Origin of the sequence: Stenotrophomonas sp. ZAC14A_NAIMI4_1, assembly GCF_003086915.1 — a bacterium.
Lineage (GTDB): Bacteria > Pseudomonadota > Gammaproteobacteria > Xanthomonadales > Xanthomonadaceae > Stenotrophomonas.
In genome coordinates this window covers 779,538-800,088 of the sequence record NZ_CP026002.1, presented here as the reverse complement: position 1 = coordinate 800,088, position 20,551 = coordinate 779,538, and the positions used below count along the sequence as shown (strand labels likewise).

The following is a 20,551-nucleotide window of genomic DNA, read 5'->3' as shown; positions in this document are numbered from 1 at the left end:
GGTCGCTCAGCCGAGGTGATCGGCGACGTAGCGCTCGAAGGCGGCGATGCCGTCCTCGACGGTGATCAGTTCCATCACATCGTCGAACTCGATCTTGGTGCCCCACTTCAGATCGGCAGCGGTCTTGCCCAGGTACTTGCGCGCGGCATCGTCGTAACGGTCCACGCAGTAGCGCCGGTCGGAATAGGGGCCGCTGCGGTGCGGGTTGCTGGCCGCATGCAGGCCCAGCACCTTGGCGCCCATCGCGTTGGCGATATGCATCGGGCCGGAATCAGGCGTCATCACCAGGTTGGCGCGGGCCAGCAGGGCCGGCAGCTGCTTCAGCGTGTCCCTGCCCACCAGGTCCAGCGCCGGCGTCGTCAGCTGGGTCAGGATGGCATCGGCCATGCTGCGCTCCAGCTCGCTGCGGCCGCCGCACAGCACCACCTGCCAGCCACGCGCGCTGGCATGGTTGGCCACGGCGGCATAGCGGTCGGCGTACCAGTTGCGCATGACGTGGCTGGAGCACGGCGAGATCATCAGCACCGGTCGGCCATCATCGGCCCACTGCGCTGCCGCCCATTCGTAGGCCGACGGCGGTACGGCCAGGTCCCAGCTCACTTCGGTCTGGCGCAGGCCCAGGGGTTCGCAGAAGCTGCCGATGGCATCGAGCACGTGGATGCCCGGGCGGTCGGGAATGCGTTCGTTGATGAACAGTCCGTGCAGGTCCTTGGAACGGCTGCGGTCGTAGCCGATGCGGCGCTCGGCTGGAATGAAGGCCGAAAGCAGGTTCGCGCGGAAGGCGACCTGCATCTGCAGCAGCGCTTCAAAGCGGCCCGGCGGCAGCTGCGTGCGCAGCTCCTTGACCCCGGCCATGCCGGTCTTCTTGTCGTACGCATGGAACACCACGCCAGGCAGGCCATCCAGCAGCTTGTGGCCGACCTTGTCGATGATCCAGTGGATCGGCGTGTCCGGGCGCGCGGCCTGCAGGGTGCGCACCAGGGGAACAACGTGGGTGACATCCCCCAGGGCAGACAGGCGCAGGAGGCACAAGGATGAGGACGCTGATGCCATGTGTTGTTAGACTCAATGGAATGGTCGTATTTGACGCCAATGAAGCGCTGACGCCATGCCGCGAGGGTCGCGGCATCGGGGCCATTCTGTTCGACCGCGAGCGGCTGCGGCAAGCCGACGTCGGCCTGTTCTCGCCCCAGCACTGGGGCAGCAAGGCCCGGCCGGTGGGTGAAGGCGGGCGGGGCAGTGCCTGGTTCGTCGATGCCTCCTTTGGTCCCGGGGTGCTGCGCCACTACCTGCGCGGCGGCCTGGCAGCCAAGCTCAGCCGGGACCAGTACATCTGGCGCGGCGCCGACCGTACCCGCAGTTTTGCCGAATTCCGGCTGATGCGCGCCCTGCGCGCGCAGAAGCTGCCGGTGCCCCGGCCGATAGCGGCCTTCTACATGCGTGAAGGCATGCGCTACCGCGCGGCCATCCTGATGGAACGCATCGAGGGCGTGCGCTCGCTGGCCGACCGCGCGCTGGTGGCCGGCCGTGGCGCGCCGTGGGAAGAGGCGGGCCGGCTGATCGCGCGCTTCCATCGCGCCGGCCTGGACCATGCCGACCTCAACGCCCACAACATCCTGTTCGATGGCAATGGCCACGGCTGGCTGATCGACTTCGACCGCGGGGTCATCCGCATCCCGGCCACGGCCTGGCGCGAGCGCAACCTCAAGCGCCTGCTGCGCTCGCTGGTCAAGCTGCGCGGCGAGCGCAGCGTGGAAGACGTGCAGAAGGACTACGCGCGGCTGCGTCGCGCCTATGACATGGCCTGGAACCGGGGCACCTGATGGACTGGTCGTTGCGTTTTCTCGGGGTCGGCAATGCGTCGGCGGTCGAGCTGGGTTCCCCCATGTCGGTCATCGAGCGTGATGGCCGCCCGTGGCTGACCATCGATTGCGGTGGCGAGGGCCTGACCGCCTTCAAGGCGCACTACGGGCACCTGCCGCAGGCGCTGTTCGTCACCCACGTCCACCTGGACCACGTGGCCGGCTTCGAGCGGCTGTTCGTGGATACCTTCTTCAACACGCACCGGCGCGGCAAAGTGCGCCTGTACGTGCCGGCCACCGTGGTGCCGCTGCTGCACAAGCGCGTGGGCGATTACCCCAACGTGCTGGCCGAAGGCGGTGCAAACTTCTGGGATGCCTTCCAGCTGGTCGTGGTGGGCGATGCGTTCTGGCATGAGGGCGTACGCCTGGAAGTGTTCCCGGCACGCCACCACTGGCCGGAGACCGCCTATGGCCTGCGCCTGCAGGGCGCGTTGACCTGGAGCGGCGATACCCGGCCGATTCCGGAGATGCTGGCGCGCTTTGCCAACGACAACGAACTGATCGCCCACGACTGCGGACTGCATGGCAATCCTTCGCACACCGGCGTGGATGACCTGGAGCGCGAGTACAGCGCCGAGCTGCAGTCGCGGATGATGCTCTACCACTACGCCAGCGCGGCCGATGGCCAGGCGCTGGCCGCGCGTGGGCACCGCGTGGCGCAGCCGGGGCAGTGCGTGCCGCTGGCGACCCCGACGGCGCCGCACGTGCTGGCGCAGGATCCGCCGTGACGGCCATGGGCCAGTCCATCTGCCTGGAATGCATCAGAACGAGTGCCCGGTAGCGCCGGGCCGTGCACGGCGAAGCGCGCCAACCAAGGTTGGCATCTACCAGAGTCTGAGCGATGGGCGTCGGTAGCGCCGGGCCATGCCCGGCGAAGCGCGGGCGGGCGGGGCATCGCCCAAAAAGGCGGTGGCCCCGCCGGCTGACCTCGGCGCCCGCGTCGATCGATACCGTTGCTGCCTTCCGGCCCTGGCGGGATTTTCGACCTAGCGTCGCGAGGGGCCGACGGGGCCACCATAGAGACGTTGGCCGCCCAAGGGCGGCCGGTTCACGGATCAGGGGAAGCAGCGCGTCGCGCGCCGGAGACCACAGCCGGACTGCACATCGGCTGGCCGATGGCAGGCGCGCATTCTAGCGCAGGCGGGCAGGTACGCGCCAGCGTCACGCGCGGTTTTCAATCCCCGCGTTGCCACAGCAGGTGCAGGTCGCCGTCCACGAAGCCCAGGCCGACGCCCTGGGCCATGCGCAATGGCGCACCGGGCGTGCCTTCCTGCACCAACGGCAACAGCAGCCCGCGCATGTTTTCCAGGCAGCTTTCCCAGTCCGGCCCGGTGAACGCAGTGGCGATTTCCAGTGGCGGATGGCTGGGGCGCCAGCACTCGTCGCATGGCCAGTCCGGGTCATTGGCATCGAAGCGCTCGCAGCCGACCAGTTCCAGGGTAAAGCTGGCTTCGTCGGCGGCCGCACCGTCCACCAGGTTGAAGCAGTAGCCGCGCAGCGATGCCGGGCGTGGTTCGCGCAACGTTGCAGCCAGCCACGTCGTCAGATCCTCTTCAACGCTCATGCAGCACCCCGGACGAAAGCGCCATCATGGCATGGCCGCTCCGCCTGAACCCTGTGTAATCACAGTGCGCGCAGCACGGCCCCGCGCATCCGGCGTTGCTAGAATGCGGCCGCAGGAGGAACGACCTCCCCCGCATCGGGAATCAATGACCAGGACGGCCTGGCCCTACCAAGAGGAGGGCCGTCATGGCCTGGATCTATCTGTTGTTTGCCGGCCTGCTGGAAATCGTCTGGGCCGTGGCGATGAAGCAGTCCGAGGGCTTCACCCGTCTTGCTCCCAGCGTGATCACCCTTGTCGGCATGATCGCCAGCTTCTGGCTGCTGGCCGTGGCCATGCGCACGCTGCCACTGGGTACCGCCTACACGATCTGGACGGGCATCGGCGCGGTCGGTGCCTTTGTGGTCGGCATCGTGTTCCTCGGCGAACAGGTCAGCGCGATGCGCATCGGTGCGGCCGTGCTGATTGTTTCCGGCCTGGTGCTGATGAAGCTCTCCAGTAGTTGAAGCTGCGGCGGTCAGGCGGAAATGCCTGCCAGTGCCGCATACATCACCACTACGTTGACCAGGAAGAAGTAGACGCCGCCGATGAGGGCGTAGCGCAGCAGGGTCAGCAGTTTGTTGCCGCCATAGACGCGCTGCTGCATCCACAGCAGGTAGACCGGCACCGACAGCCACAGCAGCGCGAGCAGCCATGGGCTGAGCGTGGTGATCAGGGGTGAGGCCAGCGCGTTGCTGATGCTGGCGACCAGGAAGGTCGCCAGTACCACCATCATCAGCCAGCAGTGGCTGTACAGCGCCACCACCAGGTGTTCGAGGTAGCCCATCGGGCGCGGGATGTAGGCGATGCGCAGGACCAGCGCAAACACCGGCATCAGGAAGAACAGCGCACCGGGCAGGGCGGTGAGGATCGCCTGCATGTACAGGTCGGTCTTGCCGCCCATGCGCTGGATGTTGGCGTTGCCGTTCTGCAGGCGCCGGTTGAGCCAGTTGTTGGCGAACTGCGGCAGGCCGGCCAGCACGATGGGATTGCTGTCTGCATCCCAGGGCTTGCCGTTGATGCTGTAGTTGAAGAACGTGCCGGGGTCGTCGCCGGCCGTGGGTGCGGTGGCGTCAGCGGGCGTGCCGAGTTCGGCCTTGCGCTGCGCCGCGGCTGCATTGACGGCAGCCCTGGCAATGGCCAGGCCGGGGTTGCCGGCATTGGCCGTGCCGGCCTGCTGGTCGATCAGTGCCATCTGCTGCGCGCGCACCGCCTCGACCTGCTCGGCGGTGGTGGCTTTGCCGAACAGCGAATTGCCGCTGGCGCCCACGCTGAAATCGTCAACGTGCACGAACATCTTGCCGATGAAGAACGTGAACAGCGTGAGGATGACGAACAGCCGCAACGGCTGCACGTAGCCCACCCGGCGGCCCTTGAGATAGTTCAGTGCAATGCGGCCGGGCACCCACAGGTCGCGCAGCGTGCGGAAGATGCGCCCGTCCAGGTGCCAGAACGATTCGAAGACTTCCTCGATGGCGTGGCCGACATGCTTGAGCGGGTTGTGCGCGGACTGCCCGCACTGGTGGCAGTAGTGGCCATGCAGGGCGGTGTTGCAGTTCTCGCAGGTGCCATGCGCCGGAGAACCGGCGTCGGGCAGGGCGGCGTGCACGCTGTCGGTCGAGTTCATCGGGCGAAGGGCCGGGTATTGGTTGAAGTCGCCTACGATAGCGATTTTTCAGGTTTCGTTCAGCTTTTGGGGCAGGGGTGTTTGTGGGTGCGCCATCCACGCATGGCGTGGATCTACCGAAGGCGTGCTTCCATGTGAACGGCGTGGATTCCTGGGCCGTGGCCGTCCGTCACCCGCTTGGTGACGCGGAAGCCCAGCGCGGTGTAGAAGCCCTCGGTGTGCTGGCTGGTGCTCAACGCAACGCGCTCCACGCGGGGATCGGTGGCGGCCTGCTGCAGGCGCATCCGTGCAAGATGGCGGCCGAGACCTTGTCTGTGCCGGGATTTTTCGACCATCCCCCAGCAGAACCCGGCGGTGCCGTTTGCGGGTGGCGACAGCCCCCCGCAGGCGACGATGCTGCCGTCGAGCTCGATGACCTGATAGGTGTGTTCCTCCGCCAGGTCGCGCAGGAACGACTCGAAATCCGGGCGTTCTTCCGGGGCGAAATAGGTCGGCAGATTGCTGTCAAAGATCGCCAGGCAGGCGGCCAGATCGTTGTGGTGGTAGGGGCGGGTCTTCATGGCGTGACCATAGCGCGTAGGGCCGGGTGGGGAAGGGCTGCCGGGCGGCGCGCCATCCACGCATGGCGTGGATCTACTGCCTTCGGGGGGAGAGGCAGGCAAAGGGAGGGGCCCATTCGTTGCGCAGCAACGCATGGGGCGAAGCGCGCAGCGCACTTCGCGTCCCGCGCCAGGTAAATAAAAAAGGCCGCCCGAAGGGCAGCCTTTTTTATTTATCTTGACCCGTCCTGAATTGGGTTGACACCTTTTCCCTCTGGAAAAGGAATGTTCAATGAAATCAACAATCAGGCGCAGCCAGCGGGATTACTCGCTGGCCTTCAGGTTGTCGGTGGTCGACCAGGTCGAGCGCGGGGAACTGACCTACAAAAAAGCCCAGGAGCGCTACGGGATTCAGGGACGCAGCACGGTCCTTTCCTGGCTTCGGCGGCATGGTCGGCAAGATTGGTCAGGTGGGGCATCATTCCCTTCCACCATCGATCAACTGTTCGGGCGGATCAGGGAGAAACCGCGGGCGGATCAGGGAGAAACCGGCGCGGAGATCCTTGCTACAGAGCGATCGAAAAGACCTAGAGCCGAACGGTCGTCCGCGCCGGGCTCTCGGCACCTAAGGTGCCAGACTCGGAAGAGATAAGAGCCGAGCCCATCCACGCATGGCGTGGATCTACACACGGCCCAACGTCAGCGCGCAACCACGCACGGCCGCGCCGCCATTGCAGCGGTGCGGCCGCTCGAACTCAGCGCAGGCCCGTCTCGTTGCGGGCGATCACCAGGCGCTGGATTTCCGAGGTGCCTTCGTAGATCTCGGTGATCTTGGCATCACGGAAGTAGCGCTCCAGCGGCATTTCCTTGGAATAGCCCATGCCGCCGTGGATCTGCACGGCCTGGTGGGTGATCCACATGGCCGCTTCGGACGCGGTGAGCTTGGCGATGGCCGCTTCGTTGCTGAAGCGCTTGCCCTCGCCCTTCACCCATGCCGCGCGCAGGGTCAGCAGCAGAGCCGCATCCAGCTTGCACTTCATGTCGGCGATCTTGGCCTGGGTCATCTGGAAGGTACCGATGGCGGCACCGAAGGCCTTGCGGTCCTTCACGTATTCCAGGGTTGCCTCATAGGCAGCACGGGCGATGCCGATGGCCTGCGAGGCGATGCCGATGCGGCCGGCGTCGAGCACGCCCATGGCGATCTTGAAGCCCTCGCCTTCCTGGCCCAGCACGTCCTCGGCCTGGGCCACGTAATCGTTGAACTCGATCTCGCACGTGGCCGAGGCGCGGATGCCCAGCTTCGGCTCGGTCTTGCCGCGGCCGAAACCGGCCTTGTCGGTGTCGACGAGGAAGGCGGTGATGCCGCGTGCGCCCTTGTCCGGCTCGCTCATCGCGAACAGCACGATGTACTTGGCCACCGGGCCGGAAGTGATCCAGCTCTTCTTGCCATTGATGATGTAGGTGCCGTCGGCCTGCTTGACCGCGCGGCAGCGCATGGCCGTGGCGTCCGAACCGGACTGCGGCTCGGTCAGGGCGAAGGCACCGATGGCCTCGCCTTCGGCGATGGCGCGCACGTACTTCTGCTTCTGCGCCTCGCTGCCATGGGTCAGGATGCCGTTGCAGAACAGCGAATTGTTGACCGACATGATCGTCGAATGCGCAGCATCACCGGCGGCGACCTCCACCATCGCCAGCACGTACGCAATCGGGTCCATGCCCGCGCCGCCGTATTCGGTCGGCACTTCGATGCCCATCAGGCCGTTCTCGCCCAGCAGGCGGATGTTCTCCAGGGGGAATTCGCCGGTGCGGTCATGGTGCTCCGCGCTCGGGGCGATCTTTTCCTGCGCGATGCGCCGCGCAACGTCCTGCAGCATCAACTGCTCTTCAGTAAAGCTGAAATCCACAACACCCTCCCAGGGACATGATGATATGGGCCACGCACAGCGTGCCCAGGTGCGCCGATTGTACCGGGGCCGGGCAACGGCGGCTGACTTGGGGGCGGTGGCGGCTTGACCGGGACAGGCGCCGTCGGCGAATATATCTCTATATCGCGATAGGTAGATATTTATGGATCTGGAAGACTGGTCGACCCGCCTGAAGGTGTTCGCCGACGCCACCCGTGTGCGCCTGCTGGCGCTGCTGGAACAGGAAGAGCTGACCGTGGCCGAGCTGTCGGCGATCACCCGGCTGGCGCAGCCGCGGGTGTCGACCCACCTGGCGCGCCTGAAGGAAGCGGGCCTGGTCCGCGACCGCCGTGCCGGCGTGTCGGCCTACTACCGCTTCGACGATGCCCAGCTGGACCCGGCGCAACGCGCATTGTGGCATGCCTTGAGCAACGGAAGCGATGACCCGCTGCTGCGCCAGGATGCTGAACGCGTCGCCGCAGTGATGGCCAGCCGTGCCGCCGACCAGAACTGGGCCGACAGCGTGGCCGGCGACATGGAGCGCCACTACTCCCCGGGCCGCACCTGGGAAGCGCTGGCACGCACGGCACTGCCGCTGCTGGAAACCGGCGACGTGCTGGACATCGCCTCCGGTGACGGCGTGCTGGCCGAACTGGTCGCGCCGCACGCCAGCCGCTACGTGTGCATCGACACCAGCGCGCGCGTGGTGGCCGCCGCCAGCGAGCGCCTGCGCCGCCTGCCCAACGTGGAGGTGCGCGAGGGCGACATGCACGCCCTGCCCTTCAAGGACCGCACGTTCGACCTGGTGGTGCTGATGCACGCGCTGACCTATGCCAGCAAGCCGGCGCAGGCCGTGGCCGAGTCCGCGCGCGTGCTGCGCCCGGGTGGCCGCCTGCTGCTGTGCAGCCTGGCCCGCCACGAGCACAAGGCCGCGGTGGAAGCCTACGGCCACGTCAACCTCGGCTTCAGCGACAAGGAACTGCGCAAGTTCGTCGACAAGGCCGGGCTGCAGGTCTCCAGCCTGGAAACGGTGACCCGTGAAAAGCGCCCGCCGCATTTTGAAGTCATCTCGCTGATCGCCAACAAGCCCTGAGGTCGCCGTGTCCGCCCTGCCCTGGCTGCATCCCGAACGTGCCCATGCCCTGCTCGCCGCGCTGCGCGAGCGCATCCTGATCATCGATGGGGCGATGGGCACCATGATCCAGCGCCATGGCCTGCAGGAAGCGGATTACCGCGGCGAACGTTTCGCCGGGGGCTACGACCACAGCCATGGCCCCGGCTGCGACCACGGCACGCCGGAAGGCCATGACCTGAAGGGCAACAACGACCTGCTGCTGCTGACCCGGCCGCAGGTCATCGGCGATATCCACACCGCCTACCTCCAGGCCGGTGCGGACCTGGTGGAAACCAACACCTTCAACGCCACCTCGGTCAGCCAGGCCGACTACCACCTGGAACACCTGGTGTATGAGCTGAACAAGGCTGGCGCCGCCGTCGCGCGTGCCTGCTGCGATGCCGTGGAAGCGACCACGCCGGACAAGCCGCGCTTCGTCATCGGCGTGATCGGGCCGACCAGCCGTACCGCCTCGATCAGCCCGGACGTGAACGATCCCGGCTTCCGCAACACCAGTTTCGACGAACTCCGCGATACCTACCGCGAGGCCATCGAAGGCCTGATCGACGGTGGTGCCGACACCCTGATGGTGGAGACCATCTTCGACACGCTCAACGCCAAGGCCGCGCTGTATGCGCTGGAAGAGGCCTTCGATGCACGCGGAGCACGCCTGCCGGTGATGATCTCCGGCACCATCACCGATGCCTCCGGCCGCACCCTGTCGGGGCAGACCGCCGATGCGTTCCATGCGTCGCTTGCCCACGCACGCCCGCTGTCGATCGGCCTGAACTGCGCGCTGGGTGCTGACGCCATGCGCCCGCACGTGGAGACCCTGTCCCAGGTGGCGGACTGCCACGTCAGCGCCCACCCCAATGCGGGCCTGCCCAATGCCTTCGGCGAGTACGACGAGACGCCCGAGGAAATGGCCGCCACCCTGCGCGGCTTCGCCGAGGATGGCCTGCTGAACCTGGTCGGTGGCTGCTGCGGCTCCACGCCGGACCACATCCGCGCCATCGCCGAGGCCGTGGCCGGTCTGCCGCCGCGCGCCCTGCCCGGCGCACAGGAGCAGCAGGCCGCATGAGCACTTCGCCCTACACCCGCCTGTCCGGCCTGGAACCGCTGGTCATCACCCCGGACCTGCTGTTCGTCAACGTCGGCGAACGTACCAACGTCACCGGCAGCGCGCAGTTCCGCAAGCTCATCAAGGAAGGCCGCTACGAAGAAGCGGTGGACGTCGCCCGCCAACAGGTGGCCAGTGGCGCGCAGATCCTCGACGTCAACATGGACGAAGGCCTGATCGATTCGGAAGCGGCGATGACCCGCTACCTCAACCTGATCATGTCCGAGCCGGACATCGCGCGCATTCCGGTGATGGTCGACTCCTCCAAGTGGAGCGTGATCGAGGCTGGCCTGAAGTGCCTGCAGGGCAAGAGCGTGGTCAACTCGATCTCGCTGAAGGAAGGCGAGGCGCTGTTCCGCGAACACGCCCGCAAGGTGCTGCGCTATGGCGCTGCCGCGGTGGTGATGGCCTTCGACGAGGCCGGCCAGGCCGACACCTGCGCACGCAAGGTCGAGATCTGTACCCGCGCCTATCGCATCCTCGTCGATGAGATCGGCTTCCCGCCGCAGGACATCATCTTCGACCCGAACATCTTCGCCGTCGCCACCGGTATCGAAGAGCACGACAACTACGCGGTCGACTTCATCGAAGCCACCCGCATCATCAAGCAGACCCTGCCGCACTGCCATGTGTCCGGCGGCGTCTCCAACGTCTCGTTCTCGTTCCGCGGCAATGAAACGGTGCGCCAGGCCATCCACTCGGTGTTCCTCTACCACGCCATCGCCGCCGGCATGGACATGGGCATCGTCAACGCCGGCGCCATGCCGATCTACGACGAGCTGGAGCCGGAGCTGCGCGAGCGCGTGGAGGACGTGATCCTCAACCGCCGCAGCGATGCCACCGAACGCCTGCTGGAGATTGCCGAGCGCTACAAGGGCAAGAAGGGCGCGGCGAAAACCGAAGACCTCGCCTGGCGCGAAAAGCCGGTGGCACAGCGCCTGGCGCACGCACTGGTGCACGGCCTGGATGCCTTCGTGGAGGAGGACACCGAGCTGGCGCGGCAGGCCTCCAGCCGCCCGCTGGACGTGATCGAAGGGCCGCTGATGGACGGCATGAACGTGGTCGGCGACCTGTTCGGCGCCGGCAAGATGTTCCTGCCGCAGGTGGTGAAGTCCGCGCGCGTGATGAAGAAGGCCGTGGCCTACCTGCTGCCCTACATCGAAGCGGAGAAGGCGCGTAGCGGCGACACCGCCCGCAGCAACGGCAAGATCATCATGGCCACGGTGAAGGGCGATGTACACGACATCGGCAAGAACATCGTCGGCGTGGTCCTGGCCTGCAACAACTTCGAGGTCGTGGACCTGGGCGTGATGGTGCCGGCGCAGAAGATCCTCGACGCCGCGCGCGAGCACAACGCCGACCTGATCGGCCTGTCCGGACTGATCACGCCCTCGCTGGAGGAAATGAGCCACGTGGCGCGCGAAATGGAGCGCCAGGGCTTCGACCTGCCGCTGCTGATCGGCGGCGCGACCACCTCGCGCGCGCATACCGCGCTGAAGATCGACCCGCATTACAAGGCGCCGACCGTCTGGGTGAAGGATGCCTCGCGCGCCGTCGGCGTGGCCCAGTCGCTGATCTCGCGCGATCTGCGCGAAGCCTTCGTCGCCGCCAACGAAGCCGACTACGCCGACATCCGCGCCCGCCATCGCAACCGCGGCGATGCCAAGCGCCTGGTTTCACTGGAACACGCGCGTGGGCAGAAATTCCAGGGCGACTGGGTGAACTACACACCGCCGGCACCCAAACTGCCGGGCCTGCATGTGTTCGATGACTACCCGCTGGCCGAACTGGTCGATTACATCGACTGGACGCCGTTCTTCCAGGCGTGGGAACTGGCCGGCAAATACCCGGCCATCCTCACCGATGAGATCGTCGGCACCCAGGCCAGCGAGCTGTACCGCGACGCACGCGCGATGCTCGGCCGCATCGTCGGCGAGAAGTGGCTGCAGGCCAAGGCCGTGTTCGGGCTGTGGCCGGCCAACAGCGTCGGCGATGACGTGCGCGTGCAGCACCCGCAGGGCGAAACCACCCTGCACTTCCTGCGGCAGCAGGTGGACAAGCCGGCCGAGCGCCCGGACTTCTGCCTGGCCGATTTCGTCGCGCCTGCCGACAGTGGCCGGCAGGACTGGATCGGCGCCTTCGCGGTGACCGCCGGCATCGGCATCGACGCCCACGTCGCGCGCTTCGAAGCCGACCACGACGACTACAACGCGATCCTGCTGAAGGCCCTCGCCGACCGTTTCGCCGAAGCGCTGGCCGAACGCCTGCACCAGCGCGTGCGCACGGAATTCTGGGGCTACGACCACGCCGAGACGCTGGACAACGAAGCCCTGATCGACGAAAAGTACCGCGGCATCCGCCCGGCGCCCGGCTATCCCGCCTGCCCCGAGCACAGCGAAAAGCGCCGGCTGTTCGACCTCCTGCAGGCAGAGTCCAACGCCGGCATGGAGCTGACCGAAAGCTTCGCCATGCTGCCCACCGCCGCCGTGTCGGGCTACTACTTCAGCCACCCGCAGAGCCAGTATTTCGTGGTGGGCCGCCTCAGCCGCGAACAGGTCAGCGACTACGCCCGCCGCAAGGGCGTCGACCGCGCCCAGGCCGAGCGCTGGCTGGCCTCCAACCTCGACTACGACCCCGAATGAGGCGGTAGCGCTGGGCATGCCCCGGCGCCACGTGCATTATTCCCGCGATGACCGTTCCCGCCGCCCGCCTCTCCAGCTTCTACCTGTTCTATTACGCCGCGCTCGGCGCGTTCACGCCGTACTGGAGCCTGTTCCTGACCGCGCGCGGGATGAGCGTCACCGCCATCAGCGTGATGATGGGCCTGTGGTACGCCACCCGCGTGATCGCGCCCAGCACCTGGACATCACTGGCGGCGGCCTCGCCACGCCCGATCCGCCTGCTGCGGGTGGGCTGCGTGCTGACGCTGCTGAGTTTCGCGGTGTTCCTGCTGCCGCTGCCGCAGCCGTGGATGTACCCGGCGATGGTGGTGTTCTGCTTCTTCTACAACGCGGTGATGCCGCAGTTCGAGTCGATCACCCTCACCCATCTGGGCAGCGACAGCCATCGTTACGGGCTGATCCGGGTCTGGGGCTCGCTGGGCTTCATCGCCATCGTCACCCTGTTCGGCTGGCTGATCGAAGGCGACGGCAGCGGCAGCCGCGCCGGGCTGCTGCCGTGGATGATGCTGCCGTTGTTCGCCCTGCTGGTGGCTTCGGCCTTCAGCAACCAGTACGCACGCGGCATCGGCAAGGCCGAGGGCGACGCCAGCGGTTTCTGGCAGATCGTGCGCCGACCGCCGGTGCTCGCGTTCTTCCTGGCCGCGTTCATGGAACAGCTGTCGTTCGGGCCGTACTACACGTTCTTCTCGGTCTACATGGACCACCACGGCTACCGCACCTCGACCCTCGGCCTGTTGTGGACCATCGGCGTGGTGTTCGAGGTGGGCGTGTTCTTCACCATCGGCCGCTTCTTCCGCCGCTACGACGCCAGCTGGATGCTGCTGATCGCGCTGATCAGCTCCTGCCTGCGCTGGGCGGTCACCGCATTGTTCCCGGAAAACCTGCCGGTGATGCTGGTGGCGCAGACCGCACATGCGCTGGGCTTCGCCGCCTTCTTCGCCGCGGCCATGCAGATGCTGGCGACCTATTTCCCGGGCCGGCTCAACGGCCACGGCCAGGGCCTGCTGTACGGCTTCTCGTCCGGTGTCGGCGGCGTGCTCGGCGCACTCATCGCCGGCCAGCTGTGGCCCATCGACAACGGCCGCACCGCGTTCCTCGCCGGCAGCGGCTTTGCCCTGGTCGGCGCCCTGCTGTGCTTCTTCGCGCTGAGCCTGCCGTTGATCCGCGCGCGGCGCAGCGCCACCGGCACGCACTGACGAAAACGCCGGGCAATGCCCGGCCTCCTCGTCATCCTGCAGACCTGCTTACCAGACCAGGTCGTCCGGCACCTGGAACTGCGGATCCGCATACGGATCTTCTTCGGCCGGTGCATTCGGATCGACCTTCAGCGCCACCGATGCGGCGAACACGGCCTCCGACTGCGCCAGCAGCTCGGCGGTCACCAGCAGGTAACGGCCGTTGAGCTGGACCACGCCCAGCTCACCTGCATTGAGCGCGGTCAGCTGCGCAGCGGTCACGTAGATGCGCTTGATCTTGCCGCCGTAGGGGAAGTGACGGGCGATGTCGGCCGCCTCGTCATTGAGCCCCTTGTCCTTCAGCAGTTCTTCCAGCTTGGCCTTGGCCTCGCGGCGCTGGCGCGCTTCTTCCTGCTTCAGGCGCTCGGTCTCGATGCGCTCTTCTTTTTCCTTCTGCGCGCGGATGGCGTAGGCCTTGGCCAGGTCCATCTCTTCGGCAGTGCGCGGCTTGCGCGGGCCCTGCTGGCCCGGGCCACGCGACGGGCCGGGCTTGCCGGCACCACCACGGCCATGGCCACGACGCTCGCCGGGCTTGTGTTCGCCCTTGCCAGCGCCCTGCGGCCTTGCATTGCCATTGCCATTGCCACCCTTGCCCTGCGGGCGGCCATCACGGCGGGGGGCATCGTTCTTGCGCTCGGGCTTGGGTGCCGGCTTGAAGCCCAGGCCCATCAGCTGGTCGCGGAGGGTATCGCTCATAGGAATCGGATCAGTAGTGCGGCGGCGGCGGTTCGCTCGCCGGATCGGAAGAATTCAATGCGTTGCGGACCTTGCCCAGGTCTTCCAGCAGCACGCGCAGCACATCGGCATTGCGGCTGCCCTGCATGCTTGCAGCGGCCAGCGCATCGCTCAGTTCGGCCAGCGCGTGTTCCTGGAAGGACACGCGCATCTCCAGTTCGACCAGGCGCGCTTCCAGCGCCTGCTCACGTTCACTCGGCAACTCAGACATGCAACGAACGCCCCCGGCCAATGCCGTAATAAGCCAAGCCGGCAGCCTCGACCTCGGACGGGTCGTACAGGTTGCGGCCATCGAACACCACCGCGTCCTTCAGCTGCGAACGCAGCGCCTGGAAATCGGGGCTGCGGAACTGCTTCCACTCGGTCACCACGACCACCGCAGCGGCGCCCTGCAGGGCCTCGTCGGCACTGCCGCAGAACACCAGGTCGTCGCGCTGCCCGAAGATGCGCTGCGCTTCATGGGTGGCTTCCGGGTCGTAGGCACGCACCGTCGCACCGGCGTCCCACAGCTGGGCCAGCAGGCGGCGGCTGGATGCCTCGCGCATGTCGTCGGTATTGGGCTTGAAGGCCAGGCCCCACACCGCAAACGTCTTCCCACGCAGGCTGGCGCCCGCATCCGTGCCGTAATGGCGCTGGATGAGTTCGAACAGATGGCCCTTCTGCGCATCATTGACCGCTTCGACGGCGTTGAGCAGCTTCGGCTCCAGGCCGTACTGCTGCGCGGTGCTGGCCAGCGCCTGCACATCCTTGGGGAAGCACGAGCCACCGTAACCGGCGCCCGGGTAGATGAAGTGCCAGCCGATGCGCGGGTCCGAGCCGATGCCCTGGCGGACCTGCTCGATGTCGGCGCCGACGCGCTCGGCGATGTTGGCGATTTCGTTCATGAACGAAATCTTGGTCGCCAGCATCGCGTTGGCCGCGTACTTGGTCAGCTCGGCCGAACGCACGTCCATTTCCACCACGCGGTCGTGGTTGCGGTTGAACGGTGCATACAGGCGGCGCATCACCGCCACCGATTCGGCGCTGGTGGCGCCGATGATGATGCGGTCCGGGCGCATGCAGTCAGCCACCGCATCGCCTTCCTTCAGGAACTCGGGGTTGGACACCACGTCGAAGGCGATGTCCGCACCACGCGCGGAAAGCTCGGCGGCGATCGCTGCACGCACCTTGTCGGCGGTGCCCACCGGCACCGTCGACTTGTTCACCACCACGGTCGGCACGCTCATGTGCCGGCCGATGGTGCGGGCCACGGCCAGCACGTACTGCAGGTCGGCGCTGCCATCCTCGTCCGGCGGCGTGCCGACGGCGATGAACACCACCTGCCCATGGTCGATGGCGGCTGCGGCATCGGTGGTGAACGCCAGCCGCGACGCGGCATGGTTGGCCTTCACCATCGGCTCCAGGCCCGGCTCGTAGATCGGGATGATGCCCTGGTTGAGGCCGTCCACCTTGGCCTGGTCGATATCCACGCAGACCACCTGGTGGCCGGCATCGGCCAGGCAGGTCCCTGTCACCAGACCGACGTAGCCGGTACCGAAAATCGCAACGCGCATGTCCGTGCTGACTCCTGGGGGCTTACGGCAGAACGCCCAGCAGCTCGACGTCGAAGGTCAGCGTGGCGTTCGGGCCGATCGGGCCACCCGGGGTGCCGTTCTCGCCATAGGCCAGGTCGCCCGGGATCCAGAAGCGGTACTTGGAACCGACCGGCATCAGGGCCACGCCCTCGGTCCAGCCCTTGATGACCTGGTCCAGGCCGAACTCGGCCGGGCCACGGCTGGCGGAGCTGTCGAACACGGTGCCGTCCAGCAGCTTGCCTTCGTAGTTCACGCGCACCTTGCTGCTCGGCAGCGGGCGCTCGCCGCTACCCGGGCGGATCACCTGGTACTGCAGGCCCGAGGCGGTGGTCACCACGCCCGGCTGGGTCTTGTTCTTGGCCAGGAACGCGTTGCCTTCCTGACGGTTGGTCTGCGCAGCCTGGGCGGCCTTGGCCTGCATTTCAGCCTGCTTGGTGCTCATGAACGACTGGATGGTGGCCGTCGCGTCAGCTTCGGTCATCTTCGGCTGGCCCTTGCTCAGAGCGGTGCTGATCGCGTCAAACAGCGAGGCCGTATCGATGTCGTCCTTCAGCTGCGCCAGCGACGGGCCGACCGAGTAGGAACCGATCATCTGAGCGACCTTGACGCGGTCGACCTTGGCCGGCTGCGAGCCCGGTGCCATGCCCGGAACCTGCTGACCGCTGCGGGCCATCACGACCTGGCGCAGGGCCGCGTCGGTGGCCTTGGCCTGGTCCTGGGTGATCTGCGGCTGCAGGCCTTCGAACGAACGCTCGACGGCGGTGCGCAGTGCGGCCACGTCGATTTCATCGGCGATCGGTGCGAACGACTTGGCCACATCCAGACCGATGGCGTAGCCGAGCTTCTGCTTGGGGGAATTCAAGGTTGCGGTCTCCTTGGCGGCCGCCGGTGCGGCCGGTTGTTGCGACAGGGCAACACCAGAGGTGCCCATCGCCAGAATCAGAACCGACGCCGCTGCGCCGCGCATTCCCATCTTCATTCGCTGCATTCCTGGAAGTGTCTGGGCGCCGACGTCGGCGCGAAAGCAATCATTGTCGCACGCACGCCGGAGATGTCGAGGCGCGCGTGCCGTCATTCAATGGGTGGCCGGCGCAGCCAGCGCCTTGTCGATGGCCGCTTTCAGCTGCGGATCATCCGGAGTGACCTTGCTGGCGAACTGGGCAATGACCTTGCCATCGCGGCCCACCAGGTACTTGTGGAAGTTCCAGCCCGGGGCAACGCCGGTGGCGGCGGTCAGGCGCTGGTACAGCGGCGTGGCCTCGGCACCGACCACGTGCACCTTCTCGAACATCGGGAACTTGACGCCGTAGGTCAGCGTGCAGAAATCCTGGATCTGCTTCTCATCGCCGGGCTCCTGGCCCTTGAAATCATTCGACGGGAAGCCGAGCACGGCAAAGCCCTTGCTGGCGTACTGCTTGTGCAGCGCCTCCAGGCCTTCGTACTGCGGGGTGTAGCCACACTTGCTGGCGGTGTTGACCACCAGCAGCACCTGGCCGTGGTAGCGCTTTTCCAGGTTGACCTGCTGCTTGCCGGCCAACGGGCGGTAGCTCACATCAAGCAGATCGGCGGCCAGGGCGCTGGCCGACCCGGCCAGGCCGAAGGCCAGCACGGTCAACAGGGACAGGCCGCGAAGGCGGCGCGGGAGAGCAATCGGCAGAGGCATGAGGGTCGTTCCGCGGTAGCTGTTTCAGGGCTCCGGCCAGCTCCGGCCGGGAATCGGCCGAACTATAGCACCGGGGCCCGGAGCGCCTGCCGTTGCAGGGGCCGCCTCACTTTGCGCGGCGTGGCGGCTGCCGTCCCTGGGTCCCGCCAGCGCACCGCCGATGACATAGCATCGATGTTGCTGAATGGAAGCGGGTCCGGAAAACACGGCTGTGCGAAGCCCGTTCTCCAATCAGATCAATCACTTGACTCGATAGCTTCAAAAGTGTGACCACCCCTGCCATCAGTTGGGTTGCAGCGGGTCTTGCACGACAGCGTGCCGGTGTTATAGTTGCATACAACACCAGTCACCTGAGACAGGGGGAAACCATGAACATCCAGATGCGACGCCGCCATGCCGCCCCTGCGGTCACGGCCGTATCCACGCTGTTGGCCCTGCTCTGGCTGGCCCTGCCGGCACCGCCGGCGCCCTCCTCCTCCCCCGACAACACCCCGCAGGACGCAGCACCCTTCACGGCCGGGAACGCCGAACCCTCTCCCCCTCCCCCGCGTCGGCTGCACAGCTCCCTGTCCATGCCGTACTTCTCGTTCGCACAGCCGCTGACCCCACGGAGCTGAATATGAGCGACATCCAGTGGAGCGACGGCGCTCCCATCTACCGCCAGCTGAAGGAGCGCGTGATCGCCATGATGCTCGACGGAATCCTCAAGCCGGGCGACGCCCTGCCTTCGGTGCGCCAGGTGGCCGCCGACTACCAGCTCAATCCCATCACCGTTTCGCGCGCCTACCAGGAACTGGCCGATGAAGGCCTGGTCGAGAAGCGCCGCGGCCTGGGCATGTTCATGACCGAGCAGGCCGCCACGCAGCTGCGCAGCAGCGAGCGCGAGCGCTTCCTCAATGAAGAATGGCCGGTGGTCCTGGAGCGCATCCAGCGCCTGGGCCTGAGCCTCGACGAATTGCTGCCCCAGGGGAAGATCCGATGAGTACCGTCGCAAGCGAAGCCGTCATCACCGCCAAGGGCCTGCGCAAGGCCTACAAGAACACCGTTGCCCTCGACAACGCCAGCTTCTCCATTCCGGCAGGCCGCATCGTCGGCCTGATCGGGCCCAATGGCGCCGGCAAGACCACCGCACTGAAGGCCATCCTCGGCCTGACCTCGGTGGAGGGCGAGCTGTCGGTGCTGGGCCGCGACCCACGGGCGCACCGCGATGAACTGATGAAGGACATCTGCTTCATCGCCGACGTGGCCGTGCTGCCGCGCTGGCTGAAGGTGCGCGAGGCCATCGATTTCGTGGCCGGCGTGCACCCGCGCTTCGACCGCGCCCGCTGCGAACGCTTCCTGGCCAACACCAAGCTGCAGCCCAAGCAGCGCGTGCGCGAGCTGTCCAAGGGCATGATCGTGCAGCTGCACCTGGCCCTGGTGATGGCCATCGACGCCCGCATCCTGGTGCTGGACGAGCCGACCCTTGGCCTGGACATCCTGTACCGCAAGGAGTTCTACCAGCGCCTGCTGGAGGACTACTTCGACGAGCAGAAGACGATCATCGTCACCACCCACCAGGTGGAAGAGATCGAGCACATCCTCAGCGACGTGATGTTCATCCGCGATGGCCGCGTGGTCCTCAGCGCGGAGATGGACGAGGTGGGCGAACGCTACACCGAGCTGCTGGTGGGTGCAGACCAGCTGGAAACCGCCCGCGCACTGAAGCCGATCGACGAGCGCGCCCAGGCCTTCGGCAAGACCGTGCTGCTGTTTGACGGCGTGCCGCGCAGCCAGCTTTCCACCCTGGGCGAGACCCGCAACGCGGGCCTGGCCGATCTGTTCGTCGCTGTCATGAAGGGGACCTACGCATGAATGCCGTCAACCATCCGGTCAGCCCCGCAGGCACCCTGCGCTGGCTGCTCAAGCGCGAATACTGGGAGAACCGCGGCGGCTTCCTGTACGCCCCGCTGATCGCCGGCATCGTCTCGCTGCTGATGAGCGCGGTGGGCATCGGCCTGGGCCTGTTCGCCCTGCACCGCGCCGCCCGCGACGGCGGCCTGCACGTCGATGGCGAGGACGTGAACATCAACGGCCTGGACCTGGCCCTGCTGACCCAGAAGATCAGCGCCAAGGACATGGCCGACCTCGGCAACGGCCTGGACCTGACCCTGCTGCTCAGCTCCACCTGGCCCTTCCTGGTGCTGGCCTTCGTGGTGTTCTTCTACTGCCTGGGCGCCCTCTACGACGACCGCCGCGACCGCAGCATCCTGTTCTGGAAGTCGCTGCCGCTGTCGGACACCCAGACCGTGCTGTCCAAGGTGATCAGCGCCCTGGTCATCGCGCCGCTGGTGGCCACCCTGGCCGCCGTCGCCACCATGTTCGGCTTCCTGCTGATCATCAGCATCGTCGCGGTCACCCACGGCGGCAGCGCGACCACCCTGATCTGGGGCCCGGCCAGCCCGCTGACCCTGAGCGCCGGCCTGCTGACCGCCATCCCGGTGTACGCGCTCTGGGCGCTGCCGACCGCCGGCTGGCTGCTGCTGTGCTCGGCCTGGGCCAAGAGCAAGCCGTTCCTGTGGGCGGTCATGCTGCCGCTGTTCGCCGGCATCATCGTCAGCACCACCAAGCTGATGCATCTGTTCGACATGACCACCGGCTGGTTCTGGCAGCACATCGTCGCCCGCCTGCTGCTGGGCACGGTGCCCGGCGTGGACCTGGTCTACCGCCTCAGCGCGAACGACAAGGCCAAGAACGTCGAGTCGCTGGCCGCGCTGATGAGCCCGGCCGAGCAGCTGAAGACCCTGGCCATGCCCGATCTGTGGATCGGTGCAGCGTTCGGCGTCGCCTTCATCATCCTGGCCATCCGCCTGCGCAAGCGCGCCGGCGAAATCTGATCCCTTCCCGGAGAGACCACC

At 66.7% G+C, this 20,551-nt stretch carries 21 protein-coding genes, 1 other RNA gene and 1 pseudogene; 12 read left to right on the top strand and 11 right to left on the bottom strand.

Annotated elements, in window-relative coordinates; all coding sequences use genetic code 11:
• Positions 1-6: 6 nt before the first annotated feature.
• Positions 7-1,053, bottom strand: coding sequence for a glycosyltransferase family 9 protein (locus C1926_RS03595; RefSeq protein ID WP_108758279.1), 1,047 nt, complete (start codon positions 1,051-1,053; stop codon positions 7-9).
• 20 nt (positions 1,054-1,073) lie between these two features.
• Between C1926_RS03595 and C1926_RS03590 the strand changes: the two genes are divergently transcribed.
• Positions 1,074-1,823: a 3-deoxy-D-manno-octulosonic acid kinase gene (locus tag C1926_RS03590; protein WP_108758278.1), complete on the top strand. Its 750-nt coding sequence runs from the start codon at positions 1,074-1,076 to the stop codon at positions 1,821-1,823.
• The gene (locus C1926_RS03585) at positions 1,823-2,590 is read left to right on the top strand and encodes an MBL fold metallo-hydrolase (protein WP_079220827.1); all 768 of its coding nucleotides are present in this window, start codon (positions 1,823-1,825) and stop codon (positions 2,588-2,590) included. The genes C1926_RS03590 and C1926_RS03585 overlap by 1 nt, the downstream gene beginning before the upstream one ends.
• Positions 2,591-2,774: 184 nt before the next feature.
• Here the strand turns inward: C1926_RS03585 and ffs are convergent.
• Both ffs and C1926_RS03575 read right to left on the bottom strand, forming a co-directional pair.
• Positions 2,775-2,871, bottom strand: an RNA gene (gene ffs, locus C1926_RS03580) — signal recognition particle sRNA small type.
• 165 nt (positions 2,872-3,036) lie between these two features.
• A complete protein-coding gene (locus C1926_RS03575) occupies positions 3,037-3,426 on the bottom strand; it encodes a hypothetical protein (RefSeq protein ID WP_108758277.1) in 390 nt (129 codons plus the stop codon).
• A 185-nt stretch (positions 3,427-3,611) separates the two neighbouring features.
• Between C1926_RS03575 and sugE the strand changes: the two genes are divergently transcribed.
• Positions 3,612-3,929 (top strand): quaternary ammonium compound efflux SMR transporter SugE, encoded by a 318-nt coding sequence (gene sugE / locus C1926_RS03570; RefSeq protein WP_079220830.1) that lies wholly within the window; start codon positions 3,612-3,614, stop codon positions 3,927-3,929.
• 11 nt (positions 3,930-3,940) lie between these two features.
• On the opposite strand, the gene C1926_RS03565 is transcribed toward sugE, so the two are convergent.
• Together C1926_RS03565 and C1926_RS03560 are read right to left on the bottom strand one after the other, a co-directional pair.
• Positions 3,941-5,089, bottom strand: a complete 1,149-nt coding sequence (locus tag C1926_RS03565) for a DUF3667 domain-containing protein (RefSeq protein WP_108758276.1) — start codon at positions 5,087-5,089, stop codon at positions 3,941-3,943.
• A gap of 113 nt (positions 5,090-5,202) precedes the next feature.
• Entirely contained in the window at positions 5,203-5,649 is a 447-nt protein-coding gene (locus C1926_RS03560) for a GNAT family N-acetyltransferase (protein ID WP_108758275.1), read from the bottom strand.
• 271 nt (positions 5,650-5,920) lie between these two features.
• On the opposite strand from C1926_RS03560, the pseudogene C1926_RS03555 reads away from it, so the two are divergent.
• Positions 5,921-6,097 (top strand): annotated as a pseudogene (locus tag C1926_RS03555) (helix-turn-helix domain-containing protein); the annotation flags it as partial.
• 286 nt (positions 6,098-6,383) lie between these two features.
• Here the strand turns inward: C1926_RS03555 and C1926_RS03550 are convergent.
• Positions 6,384-7,532, bottom strand: a complete 1,149-nt coding sequence (locus tag C1926_RS03550) for an acyl-CoA dehydrogenase family protein (RefSeq protein WP_108758274.1) — start codon at positions 7,530-7,532, stop codon at positions 6,384-6,386.
• A 163-nt stretch (positions 7,533-7,695) separates the two neighbouring features.
• On the opposite strand from C1926_RS03550, the gene C1926_RS03545 reads away from it, so the two are divergent.
• From C1926_RS03545 to C1926_RS03530, 4 genes are read left to right on the top strand one after another with little or no spacing between them, the layout of a single operon-like run.
• Positions 7,696-8,625 carry a metalloregulator ArsR/SmtB family transcription factor gene (locus tag C1926_RS03545; protein WP_079222406.1) on the top strand — a complete coding sequence of 310 codons (930 nt, stop codon included), beginning with the start codon at positions 7,696-7,698 and terminating at the stop codon, positions 8,623-8,625.
• 7 nt (positions 8,626-8,632) lie between these two features.
• Positions 8,633-9,727, top strand: a complete 1,095-nt coding sequence (locus tag C1926_RS03540; protein WP_079222407.1) for a homocysteine S-methyltransferase family protein — start codon at positions 8,633-8,635, stop codon at positions 9,725-9,727.
• On the top strand, positions 9,724-12,408 hold the full coding sequence (metH, locus tag C1926_RS03535; RefSeq protein ID WP_108758273.1) for a methionine synthase: 2,685 nt from the start codon (positions 9,724-9,726) through the stop codon (positions 12,406-12,408). The genes C1926_RS03540 and metH overlap by 4 nt, the downstream gene beginning before the upstream one ends.
• 47 nt (positions 12,409-12,455) lie before the next feature.
• Complete coding sequence (locus tag C1926_RS03530) at positions 12,456-13,643, top strand: MFS transporter (protein WP_108758272.1); 1,188 nt, start codon at positions 12,456-12,458, stop codon at positions 13,641-13,643.
• 48 nt (positions 13,644-13,691) lie between these two features.
• On the opposite strand, the gene C1926_RS03525 is transcribed toward C1926_RS03530, so the two are convergent.
• The 5 genes from C1926_RS03525 to C1926_RS03505 form a co-directional block, all read right to left on the bottom strand.
• Complete coding sequence (locus tag C1926_RS03525; protein WP_108758271.1) at positions 13,692-14,378, bottom strand: DUF2058 family protein; 687 nt, start codon at positions 14,376-14,378, stop codon at positions 13,692-13,694.
• 10 nt (positions 14,379-14,388) lie between these two features.
• A complete protein-coding gene (locus C1926_RS03520) occupies positions 14,389-14,628 on the bottom strand; it encodes a SlyX family protein (RefSeq protein ID WP_079222411.1) in 240 nt (79 codons plus the stop codon).
• Complete coding sequence (locus C1926_RS03515) at positions 14,621-15,970, bottom strand: UDP-glucose/GDP-mannose dehydrogenase family protein (protein WP_108758270.1); 1,350 nt, start codon at positions 15,968-15,970, stop codon at positions 14,621-14,623. The genes C1926_RS03520 and C1926_RS03515 overlap by 8 nt, the downstream gene beginning before the upstream one ends.
• Positions 15,971-15,992: 22 nt before the next feature.
• Positions 15,993-16,970, bottom strand: a complete 978-nt coding sequence (locus tag C1926_RS03510; RefSeq protein WP_108758269.1) for an FKBP-type peptidyl-prolyl cis-trans isomerase — start codon at positions 16,968-16,970, stop codon at positions 15,993-15,995.
• A gap of 96 nt (positions 16,971-17,066) precedes the next feature.
• Positions 17,067-17,654 carry a glutathione peroxidase gene (locus tag C1926_RS03505; protein WP_108758268.1) on the bottom strand — a complete coding sequence of 196 codons (588 nt, stop codon included), beginning with the start codon at positions 17,652-17,654 and terminating at the stop codon, positions 17,067-17,069.
• A gap of 368 nt (positions 17,655-18,022) precedes the next feature.
• Here C1926_RS03505 and C1926_RS03500 point away from each other — a divergent pair, with 368 nt between their 5' ends.
• From C1926_RS03500 to C1926_RS03485, 4 genes are read left to right on the top strand one after another with little or no spacing between them, the layout of a single operon-like run.
• Positions 18,023-18,271 carry a hypothetical protein gene (locus C1926_RS03500; protein ID WP_108758267.1) on the top strand — a complete coding sequence of 83 codons (249 nt, stop codon included), beginning with the start codon at positions 18,023-18,025 and terminating at the stop codon, positions 18,269-18,271.
• A gap of 2 nt (positions 18,272-18,273) precedes the next feature.
• Positions 18,274-18,636, top strand: coding sequence for a GntR family transcriptional regulator (locus tag C1926_RS03495; RefSeq protein ID WP_108758266.1), 363 nt, complete (start codon positions 18,274-18,276; stop codon positions 18,634-18,636).
• Positions 18,633-19,508: an ABC transporter ATP-binding protein gene (locus C1926_RS03490; protein WP_108746985.1), complete on the top strand. Its 876-nt coding sequence runs from the start codon at positions 18,633-18,635 to the stop codon at positions 19,506-19,508. The genes C1926_RS03495 and C1926_RS03490 overlap by 4 nt, the downstream gene beginning before the upstream one ends.
• Entirely contained in the window at positions 19,505-20,530 is a 1,026-nt protein-coding gene (locus C1926_RS03485; RefSeq protein WP_108758265.1) for a hypothetical protein, read from the top strand. The genes C1926_RS03490 and C1926_RS03485 overlap by 4 nt, the downstream gene beginning before the upstream one ends.
• Positions 20,531-20,551: the final 21 nt, after the last annotated feature.